At 47.3% G+C, this 26,179-nt stretch carries 22 protein-coding genes; 12 read left to right on the top strand and 10 right to left on the bottom strand.

Annotated elements, in window-relative coordinates; genetic code table 11:
* The first annotated feature begins 28 nt into the window (after nt 1–28).
* Together H6F77_RS20125 and H6F77_RS20130 are read left to right on the top strand one after the other, a co-directional pair.
* Nucleotides 29–871, top strand: a complete 843-nt coding sequence (locus H6F77_RS20125; protein ID WP_190490437.1) for a YaaW family protein — start codon at nt 29–31, stop codon at nt 869–871.
* Between the two features lie 16 nt (nt 872–887).
* Nucleotides 888–2,216 (top strand): O-antigen ligase family protein, encoded by a 1,329-nt coding sequence (locus H6F77_RS20130; protein WP_190490438.1) that lies wholly within the window; start codon nt 888–890, stop codon nt 2,214–2,216.
* Nucleotides 2,217–2,299: 83 nt separating this feature from the next.
* Here H6F77_RS20130 and H6F77_RS20135 read toward each other — a convergent pair whose 3' ends face one another.
* Nucleotides 2,300–2,488, bottom strand: a complete 189-nt coding sequence (locus H6F77_RS20135; RefSeq protein ID WP_190490441.1) for a hypothetical protein — start codon at nt 2,486–2,488, stop codon at nt 2,300–2,302.
* A 99-nt stretch (nt 2,489–2,587) separates the two neighbouring features.
* On the opposite strand from H6F77_RS20135, the gene H6F77_RS20140 reads away from it, so the two are divergent.
* A complete protein-coding gene (locus H6F77_RS20140; RefSeq protein ID WP_190490444.1) occupies nt 2,588–2,782 on the top strand; it encodes a hypothetical protein in 195 nt (64 codons plus the stop codon).
* A 39-nt stretch (nt 2,783–2,821) separates the two neighbouring features.
* Here the strand turns inward: H6F77_RS20140 and H6F77_RS20145 are convergent, their stop codons facing one another.
* Nucleotides 2,822–3,760, bottom strand: coding sequence for a hypothetical protein (locus H6F77_RS20145; RefSeq protein ID WP_190490446.1), 939 nt, complete (start codon nt 3,758–3,760; stop codon nt 2,822–2,824).
* A 302-nt stretch (nt 3,761–4,062) separates the two neighbouring features.
* Here H6F77_RS20145 and H6F77_RS20150 point away from each other — a divergent pair, with 302 nt between their 5' ends.
* Both H6F77_RS20150 and H6F77_RS20155 read left to right on the top strand, forming a co-directional pair.
* Entirely contained in the window at nt 4,063–4,653 is a 591-nt protein-coding gene (locus H6F77_RS20150) for a J domain-containing protein (RefSeq protein WP_375335954.1), read from the top strand.
* A gap of 59 nt (nt 4,654–4,712) precedes the next feature.
* Entirely contained in the window at nt 4,713–4,985 is a 273-nt protein-coding gene (locus tag H6F77_RS20155; RefSeq protein WP_190490448.1) for a DUF3143 domain-containing protein, read from the top strand.
* Between the two features lie 84 nt (nt 4,986–5,069).
* On the opposite strand, the gene uppS is transcribed toward H6F77_RS20155, so the two are convergent.
* The 3 genes from uppS to lysA all read right to left on the bottom strand — a co-directional run bounded on the left by uppS (nt 5,070) and on the right by lysA (nt 8,352).
* A complete protein-coding gene (uppS, locus tag H6F77_RS20160; protein WP_190490449.1) occupies nt 5,070–5,831 on the bottom strand; it encodes an undecaprenyl pyrophosphate synthase in 762 nt (253 codons plus the stop codon).
* Entirely contained in the window at nt 5,828–6,730 is a 903-nt protein-coding gene (gene cdaA, locus H6F77_RS20165; RefSeq protein ID WP_190490451.1) for a diadenylate cyclase CdaA, read from the bottom strand. The genes uppS and cdaA overlap by 4 nt, the downstream gene beginning before the upstream one ends.
* A gap of 230 nt (nt 6,731–6,960) precedes the next feature.
* Complete coding sequence (gene lysA / locus H6F77_RS20170) at nt 6,961–8,352, bottom strand: diaminopimelate decarboxylase (protein ID WP_190490610.1); 1,392 nt, start codon at nt 8,350–8,352, stop codon at nt 6,961–6,963.
* Nucleotides 8,353–8,424: 72 nt separating this feature from the next.
* Between lysA and rimI the strand changes: the two genes are divergently transcribed.
* Together rimI and H6F77_RS20180 are read left to right on the top strand one after the other, a co-directional pair.
* Entirely contained in the window at nt 8,425–9,132 is a 708-nt protein-coding gene (gene rimI, locus H6F77_RS20175) for a ribosomal protein S18-alanine N-acetyltransferase (protein ID WP_190490453.1), read from the top strand.
* Between the two features lie 223 nt (nt 9,133–9,355).
* A complete protein-coding gene (locus H6F77_RS20180) occupies nt 9,356–11,851 on the top strand; it encodes an ATP-dependent Clp protease ATP-binding subunit (RefSeq protein WP_190490455.1) in 2,496 nt (831 codons plus the stop codon).
* 285 nt (nt 11,852–12,136) lie between these two features.
* On the opposite strand, the gene H6F77_RS20185 is transcribed toward H6F77_RS20180, so the two are convergent.
* The 5 genes from H6F77_RS20185 to H6F77_RS20205 all read right to left on the bottom strand — a co-directional run bounded on the left by H6F77_RS20185 (nt 12,137) and on the right by H6F77_RS20205 (nt 19,525).
* A complete protein-coding gene (locus H6F77_RS20185; protein ID WP_190490458.1) occupies nt 12,137–13,927 on the bottom strand; it encodes an alkaline phosphatase in 1,791 nt (596 codons plus the stop codon).
* Between the two features lie 83 nt (nt 13,928–14,010).
* Nucleotides 14,011–14,274 (bottom strand): hypothetical protein, encoded by a 264-nt coding sequence (locus tag H6F77_RS20190; RefSeq protein WP_190490459.1) that lies wholly within the window; start codon nt 14,272–14,274, stop codon nt 14,011–14,013.
* 86 nt (nt 14,275–14,360) lie between these two features.
* Nucleotides 14,361–14,843 carry a hypothetical protein gene (locus H6F77_RS20195; RefSeq protein WP_190490462.1) on the bottom strand — a complete coding sequence of 161 codons (483 nt, stop codon included), beginning with the start codon at nt 14,841–14,843 and terminating at the stop codon, nt 14,361–14,363.
* A gap of 64 nt (nt 14,844–14,907) precedes the next feature.
* A complete protein-coding gene (locus H6F77_RS20200; protein ID WP_190490464.1) occupies nt 14,908–15,918 on the bottom strand; it encodes a cation diffusion facilitator family transporter in 1,011 nt (336 codons plus the stop codon).
* 118 nt (nt 15,919–16,036) lie between these two features.
* Nucleotides 16,037–19,525 (bottom strand): right-handed parallel beta-helix repeat-containing protein, encoded by a 3,489-nt coding sequence (locus tag H6F77_RS20205; RefSeq protein WP_206753482.1) that lies wholly within the window; start codon nt 19,523–19,525, stop codon nt 16,037–16,039.
* Nucleotides 19,526–19,759: 234 nt separating this feature from the next.
* Between H6F77_RS20205 and H6F77_RS20210 the strand changes: the two genes are divergently transcribed.
* The 5 genes from H6F77_RS20210 (at nt 19,760) to recG (ending at nt 26,059) form a co-directional block, all read left to right on the top strand.
* Entirely contained in the window at nt 19,760–20,689 is a 930-nt protein-coding gene (locus H6F77_RS20210; protein WP_190490468.1) for a glycosyltransferase family 2 protein, read from the top strand.
* Between the two features lie 268 nt (nt 20,690–20,957).
* On the top strand, nt 20,958–21,752 hold the full coding sequence (gene rpsB / locus H6F77_RS20215) for a 30S ribosomal protein S2 (protein ID WP_190490470.1): 795 nt from the start codon (nt 20,958–20,960) through the stop codon (nt 21,750–21,752).
* A 42-nt stretch (nt 21,753–21,794) separates the two neighbouring features.
* Entirely contained in the window at nt 21,795–22,457 is a 663-nt protein-coding gene (gene tsf, locus H6F77_RS20220) for a translation elongation factor Ts (protein WP_190490472.1), read from the top strand.
* 220 nt (nt 22,458–22,677) lie between these two features.
* A complete protein-coding gene (locus tag H6F77_RS20225) occupies nt 22,678–23,433 on the top strand; it encodes a hypothetical protein (protein ID WP_190490474.1) in 756 nt (251 codons plus the stop codon).
* A gap of 115 nt (nt 23,434–23,548) precedes the next feature.
* A complete protein-coding gene (gene recG, locus H6F77_RS20230; protein WP_190490476.1) occupies nt 23,549–26,059 on the top strand; it encodes an ATP-dependent DNA helicase RecG in 2,511 nt (836 codons plus the stop codon).
* Nucleotides 26,060–26,179: the final 120 nt, after the last annotated feature.

A 26,179-nucleotide genomic window follows, 5' to 3' on the forward strand; every position in this document is an offset into this window, starting at 1 on the left:
GACCGCTGGGGTTTGGGAGGACTAAACATTGGACGAACTGAGATCGGCGCTAGAGTTAGCTACAGAAGAAGAGTTGCAGGGATTGACGGAAATTTTGTTCCGTCGCCAGTTTAACCCCCTCGATTACGTGCAGACACCTGAACCGATAGATGTCCAAAGCCTAGATCGCGAAGAATGGATGGATGCTATTGAGGAGAGATATCGCTTTTTGGCAGCAGATGGGTTAACGGTACTGCGGGGACGCACAAGCGAAGTAAGCTATCGGCAAACTTTGATTCAGGTGTGTCGTTACCTGAAAATTCCCTACTCCAGAAGGCTTTCGACGACGGATATAGAGGCTGAGATATTCCTCAACCTGATGGGTAGGGCGTGGAAGCAAATGCCCAACAAAGAGAAGAGAAGCTTGACGGCAAGAGTACAGCGATCGCTACAAGAATCGCAACTCGCCCACCCCTTGCCAGTGCATTTGCAGCACGATCCGATGGCTTTACTGGCAAAAGGTGGCAGCGCGATCGCTGTTAGTTCTATACTCAAGCCCATACTACTAAAGCAAATGGCTAGCCAGTTTGCCATTCATTTCGCTACCTACCAAGTTGCCAAAGATGCCGTCGTCGCTGGTGGCGCAGCAGTAGCAAACCAGTTTCAGCATTACCTCGCGCTTCAGACAGCGAAGCGGGGGATGGCGGTGAGTGCAGCGCGTTATGGTGCGGCGCGGAGTGTGTTGGCCTTGTTGGGGCCAGCGATGTGGGGATGGTTTTTTGCAGATTTAGGATGGAGAGCGATCGCTACCAACTACGGTCGCATCATCCCGATCATCTTCACCCTAGCTCAAATTCGCCTTACCCGTTCCGAGTGTTGGGAATTAGCATAAATACATTTGAGTGTTGATGCCATTGAATTTATTTCGGCTGCAAAAGCATTCTGACCCCAGTTTACAAGCGTCTTGGAATTACGCCCAACTGGGGTTTCTTATCTTCCCCTGGTTCCCCATACTAGGCGCGATTGGCATATTTCTAGGATTAGTTGGCAGTTGCAGGCGCAAGTACCGCACTATTATCCGCCGTCCCATCAACTGGGGAATAGCAATATTTACCCTTTGGCTAATTATTAGCGCCTGTTTTGCCTTTAACCCCTCTGAAGCTTTCTTGGGCTTGGCTAATTTCTTACCGTTTTTTATATTTTTTGCAGCTTATAACGCCCTAATTCAAACACCCGCACAATTAAGACAGCTAGCCTGGATTTTGGTGCTGCCTTCTGTACCGATAGTCATTCTTGGCATCGGTCAGCTATTTTTGGGTTGGGCTACCCCAGCGCTAATACAAAGTATCTTTGGTTGGGTGCTTGAACCAAAAGGAAATCCGGTTGGTAGGATGGCTTCTGTCTTCATGTACGCCAACATTTTGGCAGGCTATCTCTCAATAGTTTTTATTCTGGCGCTGGGATTGTGGATTGAAGAAAGCAAAAGGCGATCGCCTCAATCCCCCTTAACAAGGAAGGTTAAACGCGATCGCTTTCCCCTCACCCCCCGCATGGCCTTTTTAAGCGCTGCGGTTATTTTGAGCGGAATTGGGCTAATTTTTACCAATTCTCGCAATGCGTGGGGAATTGCTCTTATCGGCTGTCTTGCATTTGCTATTTATCTCGGTTGGCGCTGGCTTATAGGTGCAGTCGCCTTCGTTGCAGGTAGCATCCTCTGGTCGGCTTTTGGCCCCTCTCCCGTCCGCGAATGGCTGCGCGTCATAGTTCCACCTTTCTTTTGGGCGCGACTCACCGACCAGATGTATCCCGACCGACCGCAAGCCCTCGAACGGGTAACTCAGTGGCAGTTTGCTTGGTCGATGACGCAAGAACGCCCCTGGACGGGTTGGGGTTTAAGGAATTTTACACCGCTTTACCAGGCCAAAATGAACCTCTGGCTGGGTCATCCACACAGTTTGTTCCTGATGTTGAGCGCTGAAACTGGAATTCCAGGAACAATTTTATTTTGTGGATTAGTAGGCTGGATTTTTGCTCAAGGTATGTTGCTATTAGCAAACTTACCATTAGAGCGAAGTGAGGATAAATTAATCCTTTTCAGCTTTTTAGTTGCTTTTGGCGCTATTACACTATTTAATACCGCAGACGTGTCAATGTTTGATTTGCGGGTTAATACACTGGGGTGGTTGCTGTTAGCGGCAATTTGTGGAGTGGGATATAAAAAGCCTGACAAGCATTAACGTGGGCTTCGCTAATACCTTTTTATATTTTGTCAGCTTCGCCAGTAGGTAGTAGAGACGCTTTAGCGAAGCCCCCATTAGCGTCAGCGGTAGGAAGTGCAGCATAATTCCGCATCTCTACTTCCACCCCACAATTCTAAACTAAAATGGTATAAACACAGTTCTTTCATTCCATATCTAGCTTCTAGTTTCTCCTCTCCCTTTTCTCTTCCCTCTTCCCTTGGCGTCCCTGGCGTCCTTGGCGGTTCATTATTCTTAAAATCAAAATCCACAAGTCCGCTATCGTTTATTTTCCCCTTACAATAGGTGAAATTATATCAGCGGTGAATTGTTGTTCTACTATTTCTTTAGAACAGGTTGAGGCCAGGGCTATGTTAGTCAAGTACAAAAATTTTCTGATAATCACCGATATAGCTGAGAAATCTATCATAGTCCATCTCTGGGAAGGGACTCGTTACATAGGATGGGATATGGGTTTCAAAAGCCATGCAGATGCGATCGCTAGAGTGAAAAGCTTAATAGAAAGTGGCGATGACAACTGGAGGCTCGAACTCGTCCCCTTTTAACCAAACTCGCCCCAAAATAGCGATCGCTTGCTTTCAAAATTAACCTGGCATCTGTTGACGTAAGTCACTTGCGGCAATCCGCAATACTCGCCCCGAACTATCATTAACTTCGTGGGCAACTTCCAAATTCCCAGTTTGGTTGCTGTGCAGCAATGTATCAGCTTGTCGCAAATAAAAATAACCTCCTACCCAACCGCTGTTTACGTTCCACACTTGGATAGCCGCACCCGGTTGTAATATTCCCTCTGCTGAATTTGGCTTTTCCTTCTGCTTTTGCTCGTCGCGCTCTACAATCGCGTTAATCCGATTTCGTTCCTCGGCTGTCAGCAGCTTGTTCCAAACAATTTTAGGGCGATCGCCGCCATATGATTGTTTTAGCTCCTTGAGTTCTTCCAAAGTCTCCGCTGCCAAAAATCGACTTTTCAACTCCTGCAAAATTTTGTTTTCCCACAACTCATCTGTAGGATCGCATTTCTGTTCCGCCTCGATATCTTCGCTGTCGCACCCAGCCGCTGCAACATCGTCCTCGCCTTGTAGCTGAGTTTCGTGGGCTTTCTCTAGAGCGATCGCTCGCTGAGTCTCTAAGTCTAAAACCTGACTCGTCGTTTCAGGTTCAGCTATCATCTCTGACACTCGGCTACTATCTACTCTACGTTCCGCTTCGGTTTCGGCTATTTCTGCCTCCTCGCCTTGAAATTGCAGTTCCCACTCGCGGATTGGCTTAAACCGAAACGGCAACAATCCCTCCAAGGCTGTCATTGCCTTTCGCAATGTACTCCGGCTTATGCCCAAATGCTGCATAACCTCTGTTGGCTGGAAGCGGATGGCGTCGTTGCTAGAACTTGATTGGGTCTTGAAATACAGGTAAACCTTGAACGCTGTGTAATTCAGTTTTCTGCCCAACTCAAAAATTTCTTTTGCTGTAATGGCATAGTAAACCTGAGAAGGCTGCTGGAAAGTCCCATTTGCTGCTATCATAGTGATTGTATTTTACTTTTGTTTACAGAGATGGAAGGCTTGATTGAACCTTGGGCCTGTCCATCTTTTTTGTTGTTTGACTATGCATTATAACAGACGCGGTGACTATAAACTACTGCTAACGCGCTGAAGCTACCGCATATCACAATATAAATTTGTTTTTAGCACGGACACGATCGCAGAAATAAAGCTGAGTCAATATACTTAAAAAAAATACTTAAGCAGCGATCGCGAATTTAGAGTGCCCAAGCTTAGTTAAAATGATCGAAAAAGATTGATAACCTACCCAGAGTAGAACTGCGGTGGCTGAAAATAGGGCAAAACCAGAAAACTCGAATCGAGGGATGCCATACCAAACAACATTGGCCACCAGTTATTATGCTCTACTGGGGCTGCATCCTTCAGCATCGGTGGTGGAAATCCGGCGGGCTTACCGGGAATTAAGTAAGCGCTACCATCCCGATACGACTGAACTACCACAAGCTCAAGCTACGGCTAACTTCCAAAAACTCAACGAAGCCTACGCTACCCTCAGCAATCCAGAACGCCGAACTGCTTACGATCTCAAAATTGGCTATTCGCGCTTGAATATAATTCAGGCTCCGTCAAACTTGAATCACCCAGTTTCCCAGAAGCGACCAAGTTATTCCTCCAACGCTTACCTCGACCCAAATGACCGACCCCTTTCTGCGGGGGAAATATTTGCGCTGTTCATAATGGGATTAACATTGTTGGGTTGTTTACTGCTAGCGATCGCCATTGGGTTAACACGCCCAGAAGCAGCTTTTCAAGTTTCTGCACCTCAAGGCGTCAGCGTACACGAGCAGTTGACTCCTAATCTTCCTCTGAAGACACCAGACGCAACGGTGCGATCGCCAATCAACAATGAATAGTTATTAGCAATTCTGGTTCATCGCCATCAACACTAACAAATCACAATTAACAACTATTTATGACTCTCCCAACTGCTGATACCCCCCTATACAACCATCCCCTTCCTGATATTGAGCAATGGCTCCAAGCACTAGGATGTCAGCAAGACCGCAACGATCTTCACTGCTGGAACGTAGCACGCCCTTCCTGGAAGGCGGAGCTGTGTTTGGATGTAGAGGAACTAACCGTGCGCTATCTCCAAGCTGGAGAAGCAGGACGCGATATTTTGCGCTCTTTTAAATACTCCCTCAGCCGTCAGGATATTGAAGACGCAGTTTTTGCTGGCCCCTAGAAAAGGCAAAAGTAAAAAAGAAAGAGAAAGAAAAAGGAAAAGATCAAAAAGCAGAGTCTTGTTCTTTCTCTTTGTTTTTAGTTATTATTTTTGATTTTTGACTTTCCCAAAGCGGCGATCGCGCTTCTGGTAATCGCATAAGGCACGATGAAACTCCGCTCGGTCAAAATCTGGCCAGAGAGTTTCAGTAATATACATTTCCGAGTATGCCAATTGCCAAAGTAGGAAGTTGCTGATACGCATTTCCCCGCTGGTGCGAATTAGTAAATCTGGGTCGCCCACTGAGGCGGTGTAGAGGTGGCGTGAAAACAGAGCCTCATCAATGTCGTCCGGTTGCAGAAGACCTTGCTGCACTTGGAGGGCGATCGCGCGACAAGCTTGGACAATTTCCTGGCGTCCGCCATAATTCGTTGCGACGGTGAACCGGGTGCCTGGATTGCACTTTGTTTCGCTCATCGAACGTTCGATCTCTGCCTGGAGCGATCGCGGCAATGCCCCTAAGTTTCCCACAAACTGGATCTGTACATTCTCCTGCACCATCTCTTCGAGTTCTCGACGCAATACCCGCTCAAACAGCGTCATCAAAAAATCAACTTCTTCGAGCGGTCTTCCCCAATTTTCTGTAGAAAAAGCATAAGCAGTAAGGGCTGGTATTCCCCAATCTTTACAGCAGCGGAGCAGATCCTTCAGCGCATCTACGCCCCGCCGATGACCCATAATCCGGGGTAGCCCTTGGCGCTTTGCCCAACGCCCATTTCCATCCATAATTACCGCCACATGCTTGGGCAGTAGCTGTCGATCGAGGTCAGCAGGTAGATCTTGTAACAAACTTTGCTTTGCAGTCATTTCTTATCTTCAGGAAGACGGAGGACACGGCGTACCACTACCCGTACCTTAGACCCAATCTGGCGGCCCAAACTTAGGAGGCCGGGAGCAACTGCCTCGCGGTCTACGGCTGGGGAGAATCGCGCCTCTAGCAGTTCTTTAAGTTTACTGCTGGTCAATGGTCTATTTAGTATTCCCCTTTCCGCCATAGAAATAGAACCTGTCTCTTCAGATACAACCACGCACAGGCAATTTCCGACACGTTCCGTAATTCCCATTGCAGCCCGGTGGCGCGTACCTAGCTGCCGAGAAGCAGTGCGATCGCTCAGGGGCAAAATCACCCCAGCGGCTACAACGCGGGAGCCACTAATGTACACCGCCCCGTCGTGCAATAGCGTAGTTGTCTGAAAGATGGTTTGTAGCAGTTCTTTGGAAACCTCAGCATTCAACTTAACCCCCGGAACGGAAAAATCCCGATCGTCCATCGGTCCAGTTGTTTCCAAAATCAATAGAGCGCCGATGCGGTTTTGGGAAAGCTCTTTTACAGCATCCACAATTTCATCAATTACACTGTCTGGCTTGGGGAGCGTGCGACGGACGGGGCGAAACAACTGCACAACTTCTCCCCGCCCTAGTTGTTCTAGGAATCGTCGAAACTCGGACTGTAAGATGATTGCCATTGCCACAGCAGAGCCAATCACCAACTTATCCAAGACAAAATGCAACAGCGTCAGCTTTAGTTTGTTACTCGCCGCCGCTGCCAGCATTAGGATAATCAACCCCCGAACCATCCACAGGGTACGCCGCTCCCCAATGATGAGGAGTACAAGATAGGTGAGGGCCAGAACCAATCCCACATCGACGCTGTTAAGCAGCAAGGACTGAGTCCAGCTAGGGTCAGAACCAGGACCCAAAGGCATGGAACGTTTTTATTAATTAGCTAAATGGTTTTTGCTGTTCTCTGGCTTGATTTTAACCTTCCAGGCGTCATGAGAAATGGGGAATAGCAAATGGGGAATGGCGAACGGGGAACTCCGATCGCCCTCTGGGGATTAGAGGCAATGGCGAATAGGGAATTATAAACTCAAAACTCAACACTTTCTTCCCCAATCCTTTTCTTCCCAATGCCCAATTACCAATTACCCTTTTCCTAGATAAGCCTTTCTGGTAAACGATCTTGTCGAATTAAATCCTGATAAGTTTCCCGCTGCAAAATCAGGTTTGGTTCTCCATTGCTGACTAAAACAGCCGCAGGCCGGGGCAAGCGATTGTAATTAGAAGCCATGCTGTAATTGTAGGCTCCCGTTGCCATAACGACGAGGGTATCTCCCGGCTCTGTTTTAGGCAGAGTGGCATTTTTGATCAAAATGTCTCCTGACTCGCAGTGTTTACCAGCAATTGTGACGGTTTCGGTTAATGGAGCCGACATCCGATTGGCTACGACGGTGCGATAAACAGAGCCGTAGGTAATAGGACGGGGATTATCAGACATACCACCATCAATTGCTAGATAAGTCCGCATTTCTGGGATAACTTTTTGACTGCCGATAGTGTAGGCTGTGACACACGCAGTCCCAACGAGCGATCGCCCTGGTTCGCTCAATAACTTAGGTAGATCGATTTGTCTAGCTTGGCAAGCATTCGCTACACTTTCGCTTACTACTTTCACCCACTCATCAATGCTGGGGGGATCGTCCGATTCCGTGTAACGAATTCCTAAGCCGCCGCCTATATTTAACTCCGAACAGGTCAATCCATAAGTGGCTGCTTTAGCCAACCAATCTACCATTACTCCACCAAGATCTTGATGGGGTTGGCGTTCAAAAATTTGGGAGCCAATGTGAGCGTGCAGACCAATGCAATTAAGAAAAGTATGCTTGCTTAAATAGGCAAAAACTTCTTCAAGTTGGTTGGGATCGAAGCCAAACTTGCTGTCTAGGTGTCCGGTGCGGATGTATTCGTGAGTGTGACACTCGATGCCTGGAGTAACCCGCAGCATGATTCGGGTTGGTTTGTTAGAGTTGTCTTGGGTCATTTCTGCAAGAGTTTGCAACTCTAACCAGTTGTCAACAACGATGGTGCAGCCAGTCTCGACAGCCATCTGGAGTTCTTGGCGAGATTTATTATTGCCGTGAAAATAGATTTTATCTGGGCTGACGCCAGCATTAACAGCTGTGTAAAGTTCGCCGCCAGAAACGACATCTATTCCCAAGCCTTCTTGACGAGCGATCGCGCATACAGCTAGACAACTCCAAGCTTTTGAGGCATACAGCACCTGCGATTCACCGCTATAGTAGCGAGTAAAGGCATCCCGGTACTGACGACAAGCCGCCCGCAGCGTTTCTTCGTCCACAATATACAGAGGCGAACCAAATTGCTGTACGAGTGTCGTTACATCGCACCCGCCAATCTCTAGGCTGTCTCGGTTGTTAACCCGCGCCGTTAGGGGTAAAAGTTGCTGATTGGGCGAGGGATTCTCGTCACCGCTAGGTAGATACTGAGTGCCAGAATTTTGAACCCCGACATTAGTTGTCGATAGCATCATCTGATATTTTTCCTTGGTTGCGTGCCTGGGGGGAATTGTGTCTCGTTTTTTAGTGTACAATTGAAAACTGTGACTTTTTTAGAACTCAAACCGCTGACAGCAGAACAGTTACCAGAAGTAGTGGAACTTGACAAAATTTGTTTGGGCGGAATTTGGACTCTGGAGGGTTATCAAAGAGAATTAGGCAGTCCTAGTAGCGATTTGCTGGTAGTGAGTGTAGGTAACGATTTTGTACCAGAGCCGATTTTCGATCTGGAATTAGGGGGAGACGCCATAAACAGACGACTCTACGAGACATCCGAAATTGTCCAATCGGATCGGCAATCTGATAATTCAAAATCGTATTCACCGACCTCTGCGCCGGAAGCTCAAAATACCGACTCTGTTGTGGGTTTAGGTTGTTTGTGGTCAATTTTAGATGAAGCGCACATAACATTATTGGCGGTTCATCCAAAATACCAGCGTGGAGGGCTGGGTACGCTACTGCTTACTGCTTTGCTGCGGCGGGCGGTTTTGCGGGGACTGGAACGAGCAACGCTGGAAGTGCGTGCGTCTAATGAGGCGGCGCGATCGCTCTACGCAAAGTTTGGCTTTCAGGAAGCTGGGCGGCGTCGCCACTATTACAAAGATACGGGCGAAGATGCCTTAATTCTTTGGCGCGGAGGTCTAAAAACCCCTGATCTGGCCGCTACTCTAGAGGAAATGCACAAATTTGTGCGCTCCCGATTTGCCTCACTCGGATGGAATCTCAAAGAAGTTAGGAATTTTGAATTATGAAGGCGAAAGCACGATAATTCAGCATTTCAGCATTTTTAATTACAATCACGAAAGTAAAAATGATGGAAAGTTTCTAACCTCAGACAGAAGGCAGAGGATTAGCTTACAACTTTGGCAGGGAAAACCCAACTTTAATTGCGGCATGGTTGTATCTAGACCATCAGTCGCACAAATACCCTATGTTAGAATCACCTTACAGGCAAGCAGCAGGTGATGGTACGCCATGTTTGAACGCTTCACAGAAAAAGCAATTAAGGTAATCATGCTGGCCCAGGAAGAAGCCCGTCGCCTGGGACATAACTTCGTAGGCACAGAGCAAATCCTTCTGGGTCTAATTGGCGAAGGAACGGGCGTCGCAGCCAAAGTCCTGAAATCGATGGGAGTAAATCTCAAAGATGCCCGGATTGAAGTTGAAAAAATTATCGGAAGGGGTTCTGGCTTCGTGGCGGTGGAAATCCCATTCACCCCAAGAGCCAAGCGCGTTCTGGAGCTATCCCTGGAAGAAGCACGGCAACTGGGGCATAACTACATCGGCACGGAACACCTGCTTCTGGGCCTGATCCGGGAAGGGGAAGGCGTGGCAGCAAGAGTGCTGGAGAATTTGGGTGTTGACCTATCGAAGGTCAGAACTCAAGTTATTAGGATGCTGGGAGAAACGGCAGAAGTCAGTACAGGAACAAGTCAGGGTCGCACGAAAACGCCAACACTGGACGAGTTCGGCTCTAATTTAACCCAGATGGCGGCTGATGGCAAGCTTGACCCCGTAGTGGGACGCCAAAAAGAAATTGAGCGGGTGATTCAGATTTTGGGTCGCCGTACAAAAAATAACCCCGTACTGATTGGTGAGCCAGGGGTCGGTAAGACAGCGATCGCGGAAGGGTTAGCCCAACGCATCGCCAACAACGACATCCCGGACATCCTCGAAGATAAGCGAGTCGTTACTCTAGATATCGGCTTGTTAGTCGCAGGTACTAAGTACCGGGGTGAATTTGAAGAGCGCCTCAAAAAAATCATGGATGAGATTCGCTCTGCCGGGAACGTGATCCTGGTGATTGACGAAGTTCACACCCTGATCGGTGCAGGTGCTGCCGAAGGTGCTATAGACGCAGCAAACATCCTCAAACCAGCTCTTGCACGAGGCGAATTGCAGTGCATCGGTGCGACCACGCTGGATGAATACCGGAAGCACATTGAGCGGGATGCCGCACTAGAGCGCCGATTCCAGCCAGTAATGGTGGGCGAACCGACCGTTGCTGAGACAATTGAGATTTTGTATGGGTTGCGCGATCGCTACGAACAACACCACAAGCTGAAAATCTCCGACATGGCTCTGGAAGCAGCGGCAAAGCTCTCAGACCGTTATATTTCCGACCGCTATTTACCGGATAAGGCGATTGACTTGGTGGATGAAGCGGGTTCCAGAGTGCGTTTGATAAACGCCCAACTGCCACCAGCAGCCAAGGAACTGGACAAAGAACTGCGGAGTGTTTTGAAAGAGAAAGACGACGCAGTACGGAGCCAGGACTTTGACCGAGCCGGAGAATTGCGCGATCGCGAGATGGAAATCAAGGCAGAGATCAGAGCGATCGCTAACAGCAAAAAGCAGGCAGCCGAAGCCAAAGCCGGAAGTGAGACTAAGGGTGAAGAGCCAGTAGTCACAGAAGAGGATATTGCTCAAATTGTCGCTTCTTGGACTGGCGTCCCCGTAAACAAGCTGACCGAATCCGAATCCGAGAAGCTGCTGCACATGGAAGATACCCTGCACCAGCGTCTTATCGGTCAACAGGAAGCTGTTACAGCCGTCTCTCGTGCCATTCGTCGCGCCAGAGTTGGCTTGAAGAATCCCAACCGACCAATTGCTTCTTTCATCTTCTCTGGCCCTACCGGGGTTGGTAAGACTGAATTGGCTAAGTCCTTGGCTTCTTACTTCTTCGGGTCAGAAGAAGCGATGATTCGCCTGGATATGTCGGAATACATGGAGCGCCACACCGTCTCCAAGTTAATTGGTTCTCCTCCGGGATATGTGGGTTACAACGAAGGCGGTCAGCTGACAGAAGCTGTGCGGCGTCGTCCTTACACCGTCGTGCTGTTCGATGAAATCGAGAAAGCACACCCCGATGTCTTCAACATGCTGCTGCAAATTTTGGAAGACGGTCGTCTGACTGACGCTAAGGGTCGGACGGTAGACTTCAAGAACACCTTGCTGATCATGACCTCCAACATCGGTTCTAAGGTGATTGAGAAGGGCGGTACTGGCCTTGGTTTCTTTGACGTTACCGAGAAAACCCAAGCGGAAACCCAGTACAACCGAATTCGCACGCTGGTGAACGAGGAACTGAAGAATTACTTCCGTCCTGAGTTTCTCAACCGTCTCGATGAGATCATTGTCTTCCGTCAATTGACGAAGGAAGAGGTGAAGGAAATCTCCGACATCATGCTCAAAGAGGTGTTTGGTCGCTTGGCCGAACAGGGAATCACCTTGGAAGTAACCACACGCTTCAAGGATCGTTTGGTGGAAGAGGGTTACAGTCCTTCTTACGGTGCGCGTCCGCTGCGTCGGGCAATTATGCGCCTGTTGGAAGATGTCCTGGCTGAGGAAATCCTCTCGGGTCGCATCAAGGATGGAGACACCGCTATTTGCGATGTAGATGAGGCTACGAAGGAAGTGAAAGTGCTGCAAGGTGAAAAGCGAGAATTGCAGCCTCAAGCTGGTTCGTAATCTAAAATAATCGCTGCCCCAAACTTGGGCAGTGGAAAATTTAGAATCTAAAATTAACTAAAGGTAGAGATTGATTTCTCTACCTTTTTTTGTGCCGTAATGAGTTTAATAATCTACGAAAGCGTATTTTTTTAAGAGAGCGATCGCCTCCCAAAACTCATATCTTTTAAACAGCGTTATCTATTGGAAATGCAAACAAAATATTATTAGAAATCAGCATAAAAAAGACGCTGGCTATTAATATCAATCTCCAGCGTCTTAACCTAAATATGTATTAACTAAGCCTTATCGGACTCTAGGCTTTGCATTGAGTGCAGCGTTCATCACTTCAAAAATGTGAGTCTGATCCATTGCAGTAGGAGTACCGGGCACAGTAGAGCCATAGGCTGTAATACCCCGGCCTACATAGTTAGCAAGGCTTATAGGGCCGCCCTGGTAGTAAACTGGCACCATGCGGTTGGTGTGGTTGCCCCAGCCATACTTAATGCTAGAATCCGAACCCCAGAAGTGGCCTGCACCTGCGGGATTATGCTCTGTATAAGTTAGCGCTTCAGCGCCCTTTTGTGCCAACAACTCAGGGAAGTTGGGGTTAAGCGTGAGATAGTGGTCGTGGTCGGCGGTGACAATCAACATATTCTTGCTCCAGCCGCCATTTTGGTTAATCCAGTTGATGACAGTTTGAATGGCTTTATCGAAGTCGTTCATCGTGCCAATGAGGTTGTCCATGTTATTGTCATGGCAAGCCCAGTCAACGTCGCCACCTTCAACCATCAGCCAGAACCCATCGGGATCTTTACTCAAAACTGTAAGCGCGGCTTGGGTCATATCCGCGAGGGTGGGGTTCTCATTCACCTCTCTAGCTATAAACTGAGCATCAGTTTCCCCAGGAGCCAGAGGACGAACAGTGTCAGGCTTTGGAACTTGTTTATTAGCAGCAGCCGTAGCGTACAGAGAGAAGTTATCAAAACCAGTGCTGCTGTAGTCGCCGTTGGCTGTACTGATGGGGATGTTGCCGTTTTGTCCCCTTGCACCGTACAAGCCTAGTAACCTTTGTCCAGCATTGGGATCTACGGTGGTGGCGGCGTTTAGTAACGATGCGGCAGCATTAGGGCTGCGCTCTAGGAATCTGTAGCCGTAGCGGTTAGAAGTGGGCTTTGTTCTCAGTTCGTCGTAGGTTGACTTCCTGATGTAGGTGTACTTAAAGACTGGCCCGACGTTACTGGTGTTCTCAAAATCCAGGGGATGACCGCCACCCATCAACACTGTGGGCAGGTATCCCTGGTCAGGGCGAAGAGCCTCTTGAAGAATGTTGTCTAAAGCAGGAAAGTCGTTGTCGTACTTGGCTCGACGGTTAACGCTGGATGCGGCAGCTCCCGGAGTTGCATGGCTGATGGGGACTGAGGTGACTAAGCCTGTGGATTTACCTTTTTTGGCAGCTTTTTGCAGAATTGTCTGCTGGGCTTGCTCCAAGAGGTCTACGCCCATTGCGTTGTTGAAACTCTTGATGCCCGTGTACATCGTCGTTGCGGTGTTGGCTGAGTCTGGGTAGCTCCACTTGATGTACTCTTTGTCGTTCCCCGGCGTCCAAGGATTGGGGCCACCCCGCGCTGGGTCGTAGCCTACAAGGTTGCCTCCAGAGGTACTGCCTCCAGTTGAAGTGTTACCGGGATTGAAGGCAGGATTGAAGACAAAGCCAGGGCGGATGGGGCTTTCGCCCGTCACGGGTTTAGAGTCGTCCCGTGCAGAGTTGCCAGTTGAGAACGTGCCGTTATTACCTTTAACGGTCGTGCCGTAGGTGGTCATGTAGGTGTAGCCGGACAGGGTTTGCAAGCTTAGACCTTGACCCCTGCCGCTAGCATAAGGGGGAGCGCCTTTAGCAAGTGCGGCGGCGCGAGCCATTTCCCAACCCATGCCGTCGCCAATCATCAAGATAACGTTAATGTCGTTGGTAGCGGCTTGAGTTAAACCAGACTGCTGCCAAACTATTGGCAGGCCAAAGGTAAATAAGGCAGTACAGGCTAAACCAGCCACAAACCAAGTTAGCCACTGTTTGTAGCTTCTAAGTAATGAGAGCATCACAGTTTCTCAATAAGTAATGAATTACCCTGGGTCAAAAGCGAGATGTTGATTGCCGATGAAGGCAAGTTGCGACCATCTAGTTAGTCGTAAAAATTAGGCGCTCGATGAGAGGAGTTAAACTCATTTAAGGCATCTGAGCTATCAGAATTAGCGGCGTCTTGTTGGTCAAAAATATTGAAGCGATCGCTCTCCAGAGGAGAAGTAACTCGCGGTACGCTTGTTTCCTCTGCCGTGATTAAGCTGCCTTCGTTATCTGACATTGCGAATGCGATCGCACTAGCAAATAGCAACGCAGTCACTAATACAACTAGCCACTTTCTGTATCTTCTAAGTAAAGTCATCATCACCTTAACTATCTATCTTTTGGTCAATTGTCAAAATTAAACTATCTAGTTTCTAAACAACCAACAGTAATTATTCTTTTTTGATATCAATCAAAAAAGTTAGGTTCCTGGTGAGTAGTAGCAGCTAATTGCTCTTTTTCAACAGCATTAGGTTGTTTTGTTACTATTGGCCTCGGTTGTTGAAGCTGTATAAAGCCCAATAGCAACCCAGCATTGCGTAAATATTGCGTCCAAAGCTGAATTTTTGGTTGTTTCTGCCAGTTCGATCGCGATACTGTTGCAGAGATAACTTGAGCTTCCTGGCCATTACGCTCACCCACAACTTTGACCGAGACTGCGGTCATTTGGGAGTTTTCTGCAAAGGCGCGATTTATCGACTCGCTAGCTAAAGATTCTGCCTGCTCGATGAACTCGGCAAAACTTTGATTGCAGCATGAACTGAGAATGAAATTAAACTGTTTAGTTTCTGCCGCCGCTGGAGTAGCTAGAGCATTACTTAAACAAGTTATCGCTAGCAAACTACTCAGAATTGAAAACGCACCCTGCCTTATCCACCTATGGATAACCATCTTATTTGAAAGTTTGAACGCACATTCATAAAACTTCCAAACTATATCACTACTAATTGAAACGTCAGGGTGTTCTGGATAACATGGAAATTAAATTTTGGTTAAATAAAGGATGAAGCGGAATTGCGGCTTTAGAGTTCGGGCTAGTTAGTTGCAAAATCGCCTCTAAAATCCCAAACTCCTGATGCAGGTAGGCTTGCAATTGCCTAAGTAATCGGTCTCTTTGTTCAGCAGTTGAGGATTCGACAGTAAGATCGGCACACAGCATCACCATGCCTGAATTAATAGTCCAAATGTGTAACTTTTCTACATCCAAAACACCAGGAAAGGATTTCAAAGCAGCTTCCACTTTACTTGGCTCAATTGAACTTGGCGCATATTCAAGTAAAATTTTCAGACTTTCCCCGACTAGCGGTAAAGCACTCAGGCCAGTTAAACTAGCAACCAGCAAACTAACGGCTGCATCTGCCCAGAACCAATTTAAGAAATGAACTGCCAAGGCAGCTATAATAACGCCAACGGAACTGGCAGTATCAGCAACGACATGGAGGAAGGCTCCGCGCAGGTTTAGATCGTGGTGGCTGTGTTGGTGGAGTAAGTTGATATTGAGCAGATTTACAACTAAACCAACAGCAGCGATCGCCAACATCGGCAAGCCTAAAACTTCCTCTGGCGATTGGAAACGATGAATTGCTTCCCAGCAGATAAGAGCAGCGATCGCTAGTAAACTACAACCATTAACCAAAGCTGCCAAAATTTCTACGCGGCGATGTCCAAATGTAGCTATCCCAGCAGCAGGTTTTTGTGCCAACCAACTTGCTAGCAAGGATATCCCCAAAGCTGCTACATCCGAAAGGATATGTCCCGCATCTGCTTGTAGAGATAAAGCATGACTCCACAGACCGACACTCCACTCAGCCACAAAAAAGCCAGTCAGCAATCCTACAACAATCCACAATAACTGAGTTTTTTGTCGGCTTTGGCTTCCAGGAACAGACTTATTTAAAGGCAAGCATTCGCACCCAGAATGGATAACTGCACGGTGACTGCCAAAAGGCTCTTTAGCTGAAAGCATGACGCAAAGATACCTGGTGTAAATTACAGCGATGGTGTTATTAGTCTACAGTCCTTTATCCAAGGGTAATAGGTAGTAGTCCGTAGAAATTACCCAATACCCATTACCTAATGACTTATTAAGGTAATGGACAAGTTCCACTCGCCACAGAGGAAAACTCTGTTGGTAGTGTTGTTGGATTTAAAGTTGGAGCAGTAATCAGCGATTCTACCTTGAAAGTGCCAGTATTCAGCGACAGAGATTCTATCTGGAATGTAGCCACAGAAGGATTGCCGTTGTAAACACTAAAATCAAGATTGTTTTTGTTTCCCGTACCTATGTTACTGCTTAGCGCCACGCATACTTTAGGGCTGGTTCCAAGAGAATTTGGATCTGCCTCGACTGCAAAAGCGCTCGGTGCTTCAGGATTTTGGACGTTATTATTGTTAGTCAGGTTGTTGTTTCGAGCTACTACGGATACATTTGAATTATCAAAAGCATAAGTAGATATTCCTGCTCCACCGCTGCCGCTAATTGTGTTATTTTCCAGTAACAGCCGGAGGGTGGAAGAATCTTTCGCGTCTGGTTCAATGCCTCTACCGCCAGAAGTGGTGTTGCCAGAATTAGTGTTGGAAATAGTGTTGCCAGAAATTCTTAGACTTAAAACAGCATTGCCAGATACATTCGGGTCGATGGCAATAGTTTTTGCACTATCAATAGTGTTGCCCGATATAGTGAATTGAGAGTTAGAGCGATCGCTAGCTTCAATACCTATACCTCTACCAGCAATACTGCGGATTTGATTGTTGCTAATCGTCACGTTTGTCTTAGCATCATCAAAAGCACGGAAGACCAAGCCTTCTATAGAAGTAGGAGTGCCGCTAATCGTATTGCCCCTTATAGTAGCTGATGTTAGATTAGCAGTTTCACTTACTCGCAGTTCCAGCGCAGTTCCCGTAGTAGTTATGGGGTTATTCTCCACTACTACTGTTCCTTGAGCATTACCCGATAAGCTAATTGCAACTCCATTAGAGTTAGCAATATTATTGCCTGAAACAGTTACGTTAACTACTCCCTTACTATTTCGCAGAATTGCAGCGTTATTAGTATTATTGGCGCTACCGCTAATGGTGTTGTTATTGATAAGGACTGTGCCAGCAGCTTCCGTCAGACTGATGCTTTCTTTAGCGGAAGCGGTGATATTGTTACTGGTGATAGTAGCAGACTCGGTGACATTTTCCAGCTTGATGGCTTGATTGGCAGAAGCAGAGATGGTGTTACCTCGGATCGTTGCTGATGCAGCAGTGGCGAGTCGAATTCCATCAGCAGAACTATTACTAATGATATTTGACTCGATCGTGGCGCGAGTTACAGCGCGATCGTTAGCCTGTATATCAATACCGCGATCGCCTGAACTACCATTACCGCTTTTATTAATTGTATTGCTAGCAATCGTTACTGTTAAATCTGCTCGATCTGCAAGCTCAAAATCAATACCATCATTGTCAGTCGTATCAAGAGTATTGCCTGTAATAGTAAACTGCGTCTTAGTAGTATTAAACAAATTAACAGCAGGAGCGATCGCAGAGTCGGGCTTAAACAAATCCACTTCAATACCGCTATCGCCCACGCTGCGAACCGTGTTGTTAGTTATCGTAAACGTTCCCACAGCATTAGCAACAGCCCCAATAGATACACCTTCATCGGGAATTTTACTAAGTTGGTTGCCACTAATAATAAACTCTGCTGTGGCAAAATTCCCCAAATTGAGATCTATCCCATCAGCGCCGCCTGCAATTGTGCCATTGTGAGCAATAACGTTATCCAAAATTCTGACTGTAGCTTTAGAAGGGGCAGTGCAAGGTTTAGGAACAAAAAGTGCATCAACATCCCGACAAACGTTAACTTCAATACCATCAATCCTATAGTTAGTAGCATTGAAATTCGTCTCAACCCTGTTGTTTGAAATTGTTATATCGGCATCACCCTTATAGTTCCAAATGAAAATACCGCTTTCCAGGCTGGTGTCTGTCTCTGGGTTGCGCGTATCTCTTACTATGTTGTTGCTAATCAGGACTTTTCCAGTAGCATTTTCCAGAAAAATGCCTTCACTAAATGCATTTGTTATAGTGTTATCCCGAATTGTGACATTGTTGACGTTTGTGCCTTTAATGCCGTTTACTTGTTCGCTACCTGCGACTTGAATTGCAAAGCCAGAGAGAACGCTATCGCTCCCCATGGTAACAATTCCATTCCCCGCTGCAACGGTTCCGGTGACTGTGGGTAACACGCCAGTACCAGATCCCAGCAATTGTATATTACCTAACTGTACCGTATCTATTCGCTGCACTGGGCCAGTAGAAAGCACCTGCACGCCGTTAGGAATTGTGAAAGCTGGAATACCAGGATTTGTACCTGCTTGCACGTAGACAATATCATTGGCTTGAGCAACAGCAAGTGCAGCTTCAAGAGTTCCAGCAGGACTTTCAAAAGTGCCGTTACCCGTACCCATTCCTAAGTTAACGTGTCGGAAAAATAGCGGCTGATTTGTAGTAGGATTAATTGCGAATATTGCCGATGGTAATAGGAAGGACTCAGATTCAAATTGCTCATCGACTGCGATATTAGCCATCCGGGTGACAGATTCTCCCATACGAGCTAATACGCGATCTTCTTGCGTTGCTCCTCTAGGGCGGGTACCGGGGAAATTAGCACCTAAACTGAGAACCAAATTAGTGCCAAAAATTCCGTCGCTGGAGAGGGTTAAACCCAGCCTGAAATTATCAGTTGGACGAGCTTCTATGCGAGCGCGTCCGCCTAAAGTATCCTCACCGCCGGGAACATCATAGTAATAAATTCCACCGTAACCGCGCACGTCGCCTGTTCTACCTAGCGAGGCGATTTTCAAGCCACCTTCAACATCAAATCCACTCATTGCTGCTTCAAAGCGGCGATCGATGCGGCGTTGTTGATTTGCGATCGCTAAATAATTGCTCTGAAAGCGCGGTTGTGCGAACGGGATTACTGAATCAAAAATATTTTCCTGCGTCTGTTTGCGCGTTTCCCCAACAGGAATATAAGCGTTTGCTAAAATATCCCAAAATTCCCCTAAGCTTTCAAATCCTGCACCCAGTTGACCAAAACTAGCATTTTCAGTGTTGCGCGTGTCGTATGCAACGTAGCCCCCCAAAATGCGTTTATCTTGCGAAAGGTAAGAGCGATATCCTAGCAGGAGGTTGCTGCTGAGGTTAGAATCATCTGTCGAAAGTAGCAACTTTCCTTGTAAAAACGCGAGGTTGCTCCCCGGAGTTTGCAGTAGGGGAACAAAGCCTTCAATTCCAGTAAAAGAGCTTTCGTAACCCACGCCCGCACCAGTCGTGAAACTCGCGCCAATGCGGGGAGAAATTCGCAGCGATCGCCTTTGAGCTTGTTCTGTGTTTTGTGCTGTTTTCGGGTTAATTGTTTGTTGGGTTGGTGTTATTTTAGGTTGGAGCGTCTCGGAGAGAAAACCCGCTTCAGCTAAAGTTTTAGCACCCCCTGCGATCGCTTCTTTAGGTTGCGACTCAACAGTTTGCGAAGAAGCGATCGCTGTCTGCGTTCCTACCAGCAGCCATGTAATCCATGCCAAATATCTCGACTTTCTCACGGACGCCCCTCTTAACACGCACGATTTTTCTGCTCATGGTGACTCTAGCTGTCCTGGGTTAATACTAGGTAATGTTACGGTTAATCTTGTTACGCCAAGGAAATGCGCTTGCTACGACAGCGTGAAAATATGCACGCAACCCCGCAACCGTCGGGCGATCGCCAGCGTCTTATCCCAAATGTTGGATACTGGAAAGGTAATGCGAGGGGGTAAATAGTGTTTTTCAGCGTTGTCATTCCAACTTATAATCGCAAGCCGATTCTAGAGAAATGCCTCAGAGCAATAGAAAATCAGCATTTTACTGATGGTAGTGTTGTCGCTGGCTATGAAGTTGTCCTCGTGGATGATGGTTCGACGGATGGCACATTGGAATGGTTAGAGGAACACAAAAGTGAGTTTCCCCACGTGCGATCGCTTTGCCAAAATCACCAAGGGCCAGCCGCAGCGCGTAATCTAGGAGTAGAACAAGCGAAGGGTGACTATATCGTTTTTATTGATAGCGATTTAGTCGTTACTTCTCATTTCCTGCAAGCTCATGCTGATGCGTTGGTTCAAGCTGAGAGCGATCGCGTGTTTACTTATGGCTGGGTTATTAATACCAATAATTTCGATAACCCAACATCAGAACCTTACAAAATAACCGATTTTTCAGCAGCTTATTTTGCTACGGGAAATGTCGCGATCGCCCGCCAATGGTTAGAAAAAGCTGGACTATTCGACACCCGCTTTCAACTCTACGGCTGGGAAGATTTAGAACTAGGTGTCAGGCTCAAAGAATTAGGCTTAAAACTGATTAAATGTCCAGCAGCAGTTGGCTATCACTGGCATCCACCCTTTGCCTTAGACCAAATTCCCCCAATGATAGACAGAGAAATTCAACGGGGACGCATGGGTGTTTTGTTTTATGAAAAACACCCCACTTGGGACGTGCGAATGATGATCCAAATGACTTTGCTGCACCGTATCCTCTGGGGATTACTATCTCTAGGCGGGACTCTTAACGAGCGCACTATGGCTCCTTTCTTGCAATGGCTAATTAATCAAGGTAAGCCACAATTAGCCTTAGAAATTGCCAGAATTTTCCTTAACTGGTATAACGTTAAAGGCGTTTACGCTGCTTACTATGATGCGCGGCAGAAAGCCTAACCCATATGCAGTGTTACCCAAGGCTTTAGTATTGATTTTTAAGCACATTTGAGATTGGTTTTCTATTGCTTGGTAGCGTTGCTAACTTGCTGCGATCGCGACTACAGCCTTAAAACCCCTGGAGCGATCTCCGGCAAAATTTATTTCAAAAGTAGCGATAGCCGTGCTACCCTAGAAGGGTTGTCTAAATTCCGCACATTCAGGGTTTCGGGTGTTTCTTAAAGAAATACGCCTGGATGGAGGATTAACCCGAAAGGAGTTCAAAAATATGCCAGTTGTTTCATTGGCTCAAATGATGGAGTCAGGCGTTCACTTCGGGCACCAAACCCGTCGGTGGAACCCGAAGATGGATCAGTATATTTTCACCGCCCGCAACGGCGTCCACATCATTGACTTGGTGCAAACAGCACAGTTAATGGAAGACGCATACGCCTATATGCGTACAGCATCCGAGCAGGGCAAGAAATTTTTATTCATCGGCACCAAGCGGCAAGCAGCAGGAATTGTTGCTCAAGAAGCCGTCCGTTGTGGCTCCTATTTCATCAACCAACGCTGGCTGGGGGGAATGCTCACCAACTGGGCGACCATTAAAACCCGTGTAGAAAGGTTGAAAGAATTGGAGCGTCGCGAAGAAAGCGGTGCGTTGGATTTGTTGCCCAAAAAAGAAGCATCCGTCCTGCGCCGCGAAATGACAAAACTCCAGAAATACCTGGGCGGCATTAAGCTGATGCGGAAAGTTCCCGACATTGTGGTGATTGTAGACCAGCGCCGGGAATATAACGCAGTTCAAGAATGCCAAAAATTGGGAATTCCTATCGTATCGCTGCTAGATACAAACTGCGATCCCGATGTGGTTGATATCCCCATTCCAGCTAACGACGATGCTATTCGGTCGATTAAGCTAATAGTGGGTAAATTGGCAGACGCCATTTATGAAGGTCGTCACGGTCAACTGGAAGCTGAAGAAGAATACGAAGATTACGAAGGCGCTGAAGACGAACTCGACTATGAAGAAGAAGAATTCATAGCCGAAAATAATGACGAGGAAACCGAAGAGTCATAAGCGCGATCGCAAAGTGTTGATAAAGTAGGGATGAGAGACAACATGGCGGAAATATCTGCACAGACTGTTAAAGAGCTGCGCGACAAAACAGGCGCTGGCATGATGGACTGCAAAAAAGCTCTGAAAGAAACCAGCGGCGATATAACCAAAGCTATGGAATGGCTGCGGCAAAAAGGGCTGGCTAAAGCTGGTAACAAAGAAGGAAACGTAACCGCCGAAGGACTTGTAGGTAGCTACATCCACACAGGCGGTCGCGTTGGCGTCTTGGTTGAAGTAAACTGCCAGACAGACTTTGTTGCCCGTAACGAAGCTTTCCAAGGCTTGGTGCGGAACATCGCGATGCAAATTGCGGCTTGCCCTAACGTCGAGTACGTTAAAGTAGACGACATCCCTGCTGATATCGTTGCCAAGGAAAAAGAAATCGAAATGGGCAAGGATGATTTGGCCAATAAGCCAGATAACATCAAAGAAAAGATCGTTCAGGGCCGGATTGAAAAACGCCTGAAAGAAATGACTTTGTTGGATCAGCCCTACATTAAGGATCAAAGTATCAACGTCGAAGAGTTGGTTAAGCAAAATGTTGCTACTTTAGGTGAAAACATCCAAGTCCGTCGCTTTGTACGGTTCGTACTCGGCGAAGGGATCGAAAAGAAAGAAAGCAATTTTGCTGAAGAAGTTGCAGCTCAAATTGGCGGCAATAAGTAATAGTTGACTGGGCAATATTGAGCGTTCATAAACCCGTTTTATTAAATAAAACGGGTTTTTTAAATTCATTTGCTTGGCGCGGGAAAATCATTGCCAATCGTCTAGTTAACTAGGAACGCTCGAAGAAGGTGGGCACTGCCTAACCTACCTGACTTTTAGGTATCGTTTAATATAGGTACATCTGTACTACCGTAACGTAGCTCGACAGCAGTAGAAAGTTATGGCGAGAGCAATTGAGTTGATAGAGCGGGATATTGCAGCGCTAGAGGAAGCGATCGCAACGCTGACATCTGAATTTCAGCAAACCTACGAGCGTTACCTCAACGCACTAGGACAAGCTGTGCTACAGCAGTTAATCCTAGCCAGCTATCATGTTTGCACCCAAGGTTATCCCGACACTTTCTTAAGCTTCTCCTTTCAAGAACGGCAAGAATTGCAGCAAAGTCTGCGCGAGTTGGGTTCATACGCTCGTCAACAGTTGCTTTCACACATTCAATTACCATTGCCTACAGAGAATCCCACCACAAAGTTAAATCCAGAGGATTTGGCAACTTGGCAGGAACAGTTGGAAAAAGCCATTAATCAAACCTTGCCAACGATATCTCGCGAAACAAACCGACTTTTACAAGAAAAAGGTATTTTACCCAAAAAATTGCCCGAAGCCGTACTCGAAGTAGCGGCGAAAGCCGACCCCGCTACAGAGGTCGTGGGTGGGCCGCCCAATCTTTTAAACTTGTTGATTGAAGCAGAAAATTCGCCAGAAAAGGAAAACTCAGAGGTGACGCATATAGTTGCCGTTAATCTGCGGTTGTTGGAGATTGAGTTTGCAGACCAGGCGGTGATGGCTGGGCGCAACCAGTTGCGAAACCTTGTCGCAAGGTTAAGCACGTTTAGGCGCGAGTACCGCAAAAAACACCGTGAAAGAGCGATCGCCCTCGCCGAAGCAGCTTGGCGTGCCAGTTGGTATGAAGAATAAGGCAAAAGGAAAAATTGGGGATTGGGAAAAAGAGTTTTGAGTTGAATTCTTTAATTGAGAACTCAGAACTATTCCCAGCCTCTTTTTACTGTTTACTTTCTGTAGGGGAAACACAGTGCAAACAGAATTACCAGATTGGGCGCGATTAAACAAAGCCTTTGCTGTCGAAACAGAACGCGGCTTCATTGACCTGCAAGGGAAACAATACCGCTTCAGTGAGTTTCTCTGTCTGGAGTTCGGCAAACCTCCAACTACCCTACCGCTAAAGTTGCGACGCCAGTGGCAGCAGATGGCTGTCCAGTTTTCCCGTTATGCGAATCTGACGCTAGAAGAACGGCAGTACCTGCTAGCAGAAGCCCGCCAGTTTCTCGACCAGCAGAAACAGCTCCTGGAATCAGGGGATTACGACAGCAAAGACGCACGAAGGGGGGATAACGCAACTACAGCAGAACAGAAAACTAGGAAACCCCCAACCAACAAAATAAAAACTCCAAAAACCGCGCCTTTGGGTGAATTTAACGTTGCTAGTATTTCCCTTGACCAGCAACTTAGTAGTTTGCCAGATGTGGGGCCGAGAAAGGGCGATTCTTTAGCCAAGCTAGGTCTTTCGACAGTTAAGGATCTTCTGTTTTACTATCCCCGCGACCACATTGATTATGCCCGTCAGGTAAGTATCGCCAACCTCATACCCGGTGAGACAGTTACTTTAATAGGAACTATCAAACGCTGTAATTGTTTTAGCAGTCCGAAAAACAATAAATTAACAATATTACAAGTAGTGCTAAAAGACGGCCCCGATCAAATTTCCCTCAGCCGATTTTTTGCAGGAAATTACTCTCGCGGCTGGCAGGAAGTTTTAAAGCGACGCTATGTACAGGGCGCAGTCGTAGCGGCTTCTGGGTTAGTTAAAGAAAGCAAATATGGTCTGACTCTAGACAACCCAGAACTAGAAGTTTTGGCAAATCCAGGAGATGCGATCGATTCTTTAACCATCGGTCGGGTAGTGCCGATTTATCCGCTAACGGAGGGGGTGGCGGCGGATATGGTGAGGAAGGCAGTTATTGCGGCGCTACCAGCCGCGAAAAAGCTAAAAGACCCGCTGCCAGCTCCATTGCGAGACAAGTATGAGTTAATGGAGTTGAAGGATGCGATCGCTAACATCCACTTCCCCGCCGATAGCGCTGCCAAAGAAGTCGCCCGTCGCCGCCTAGTCTTCGATGAATTCTTCTACCTCCAGCTAGGATTCCTCAAGCGTCGCCAAACTTTACGCCAAGCACAAGCTAGCGCAATATTAGCCCCCAAAGGCAAACTCATCGAGCAGTTTAACCAAGTATTGCCCTTTAAGCTAACTAACGCCCAGCAACGAGTAATTAACGACATCCTCAACGACTTGCAAAAGCCAGAAGCAATGAACCGCTTAGTTCAAGGCGATGTCGGCTCAGGTAAAACAGTAGTAGCCGTCGTTGCCATACTCGCCGCAATTCAAGCTGGCTACCAAGCAGCGCTTATGGCTCCCACAGAAGTTCTGGCAGAACAGCACTATCGCAAATTGGTCAGTTGGTTCAACCTCCTGCATCTGCCCGTCGAACTGCTCACAGGTTCCACCAAAACCGCCAAGCGCCGCGAAATCCACTCCCAGTTGGAAACCGGAGAATTGCCCCTCCTAGTGGGTACTCATGCCTTGATTCAAGAAAAAGTGAATTTTCAGCGGCTGGGTTTGGTAGTAATTGACGAGCAGCATAGATTTGGCGTACAGCAGCGGGCACTATTGCAGCGAAAAGGCGAACAACCCCACGTGCTAACAATGACAGCCACTCCTATCCCCCGCACCCTAGCGTTGACATTGCACGGGGATTTGGAAGTTAGCCAGATTGATGAAATGCCCCCAGGTAGACAAGCAATTCAGACGACAGCGCTGACGGGGAGGGAACGCACTCATGCTTATGACCTCATCCGCCGCGAAATTGCTCAAGGGCGTCAAGCTTATATAGTTTTCCCTTTAGTTGAAGAGTCAGAAAAGCTGGATGTTCGAGCCGCTGTTGAAGAGCATCAACAGTTGCAGGAGAGCATTTTTCCTGAGTTTAAAGTGGGGTTGCTGCACGGTCGCATGAGTTCAGCAGAAAAAGAGGAAGCGATTAATCTATTCCGCGATAACAACACGCAAATCCTCGTTTCTACAACTGTAATTGAAGTGGGCGTGGATGTACCGAATGCGACAGTAATGATGATTGAGAATGCAGAGAGGTTTGGTTTATCGCAACTCCACCAATTACGCGGTCGTGTTGGTCGTGGTGCAGCGCAATCTTTTTGTTTGCTTATGAGCAGTTCTAAAACAGCCGATGCTCGTCAGCGCTTGAATGTGTTGGAACAATCGCAGGATGGCTTTTTTATTGCAGAGATGGATATGCGTTTGCGCGGGCCAGGTCAAGTGCTGGGAACTCGTCAATCTGGGGTGCCAGATTTTGCCTTAGCGAGTTTGGTAGAGGATGGAGAGGTTTTAATATTAGCGCGAGAGGCAGCGGAAAAGGTGATTATGAGGGATGAAACTTTGCAAAGTTGGCCGTTGTTGAAGGACGAGTTGAAATATCGATATGAGCGGCTGATGGGTGGGGCGATTTTGACGTGATGATTGCAAAACAAGCGATCGCTTGTTTAATGCATAAAACGCACCTATAGAATAGGTGTATTATTTCCTGGTTTGTTTAAATTATTTTGATTAACTGGTTGTACTACAGCTTTGAGTGTG

The sequence above is a fragment of the Microcoleus sp. FACHB-831 genome, assembly GCF_014695585.1.
In the GTDB taxonomy this organism is placed as follows: domain Bacteria; phylum Cyanobacteriota; class Cyanobacteriia; order Cyanobacteriales; family FACHB-T130; genus FACHB-831.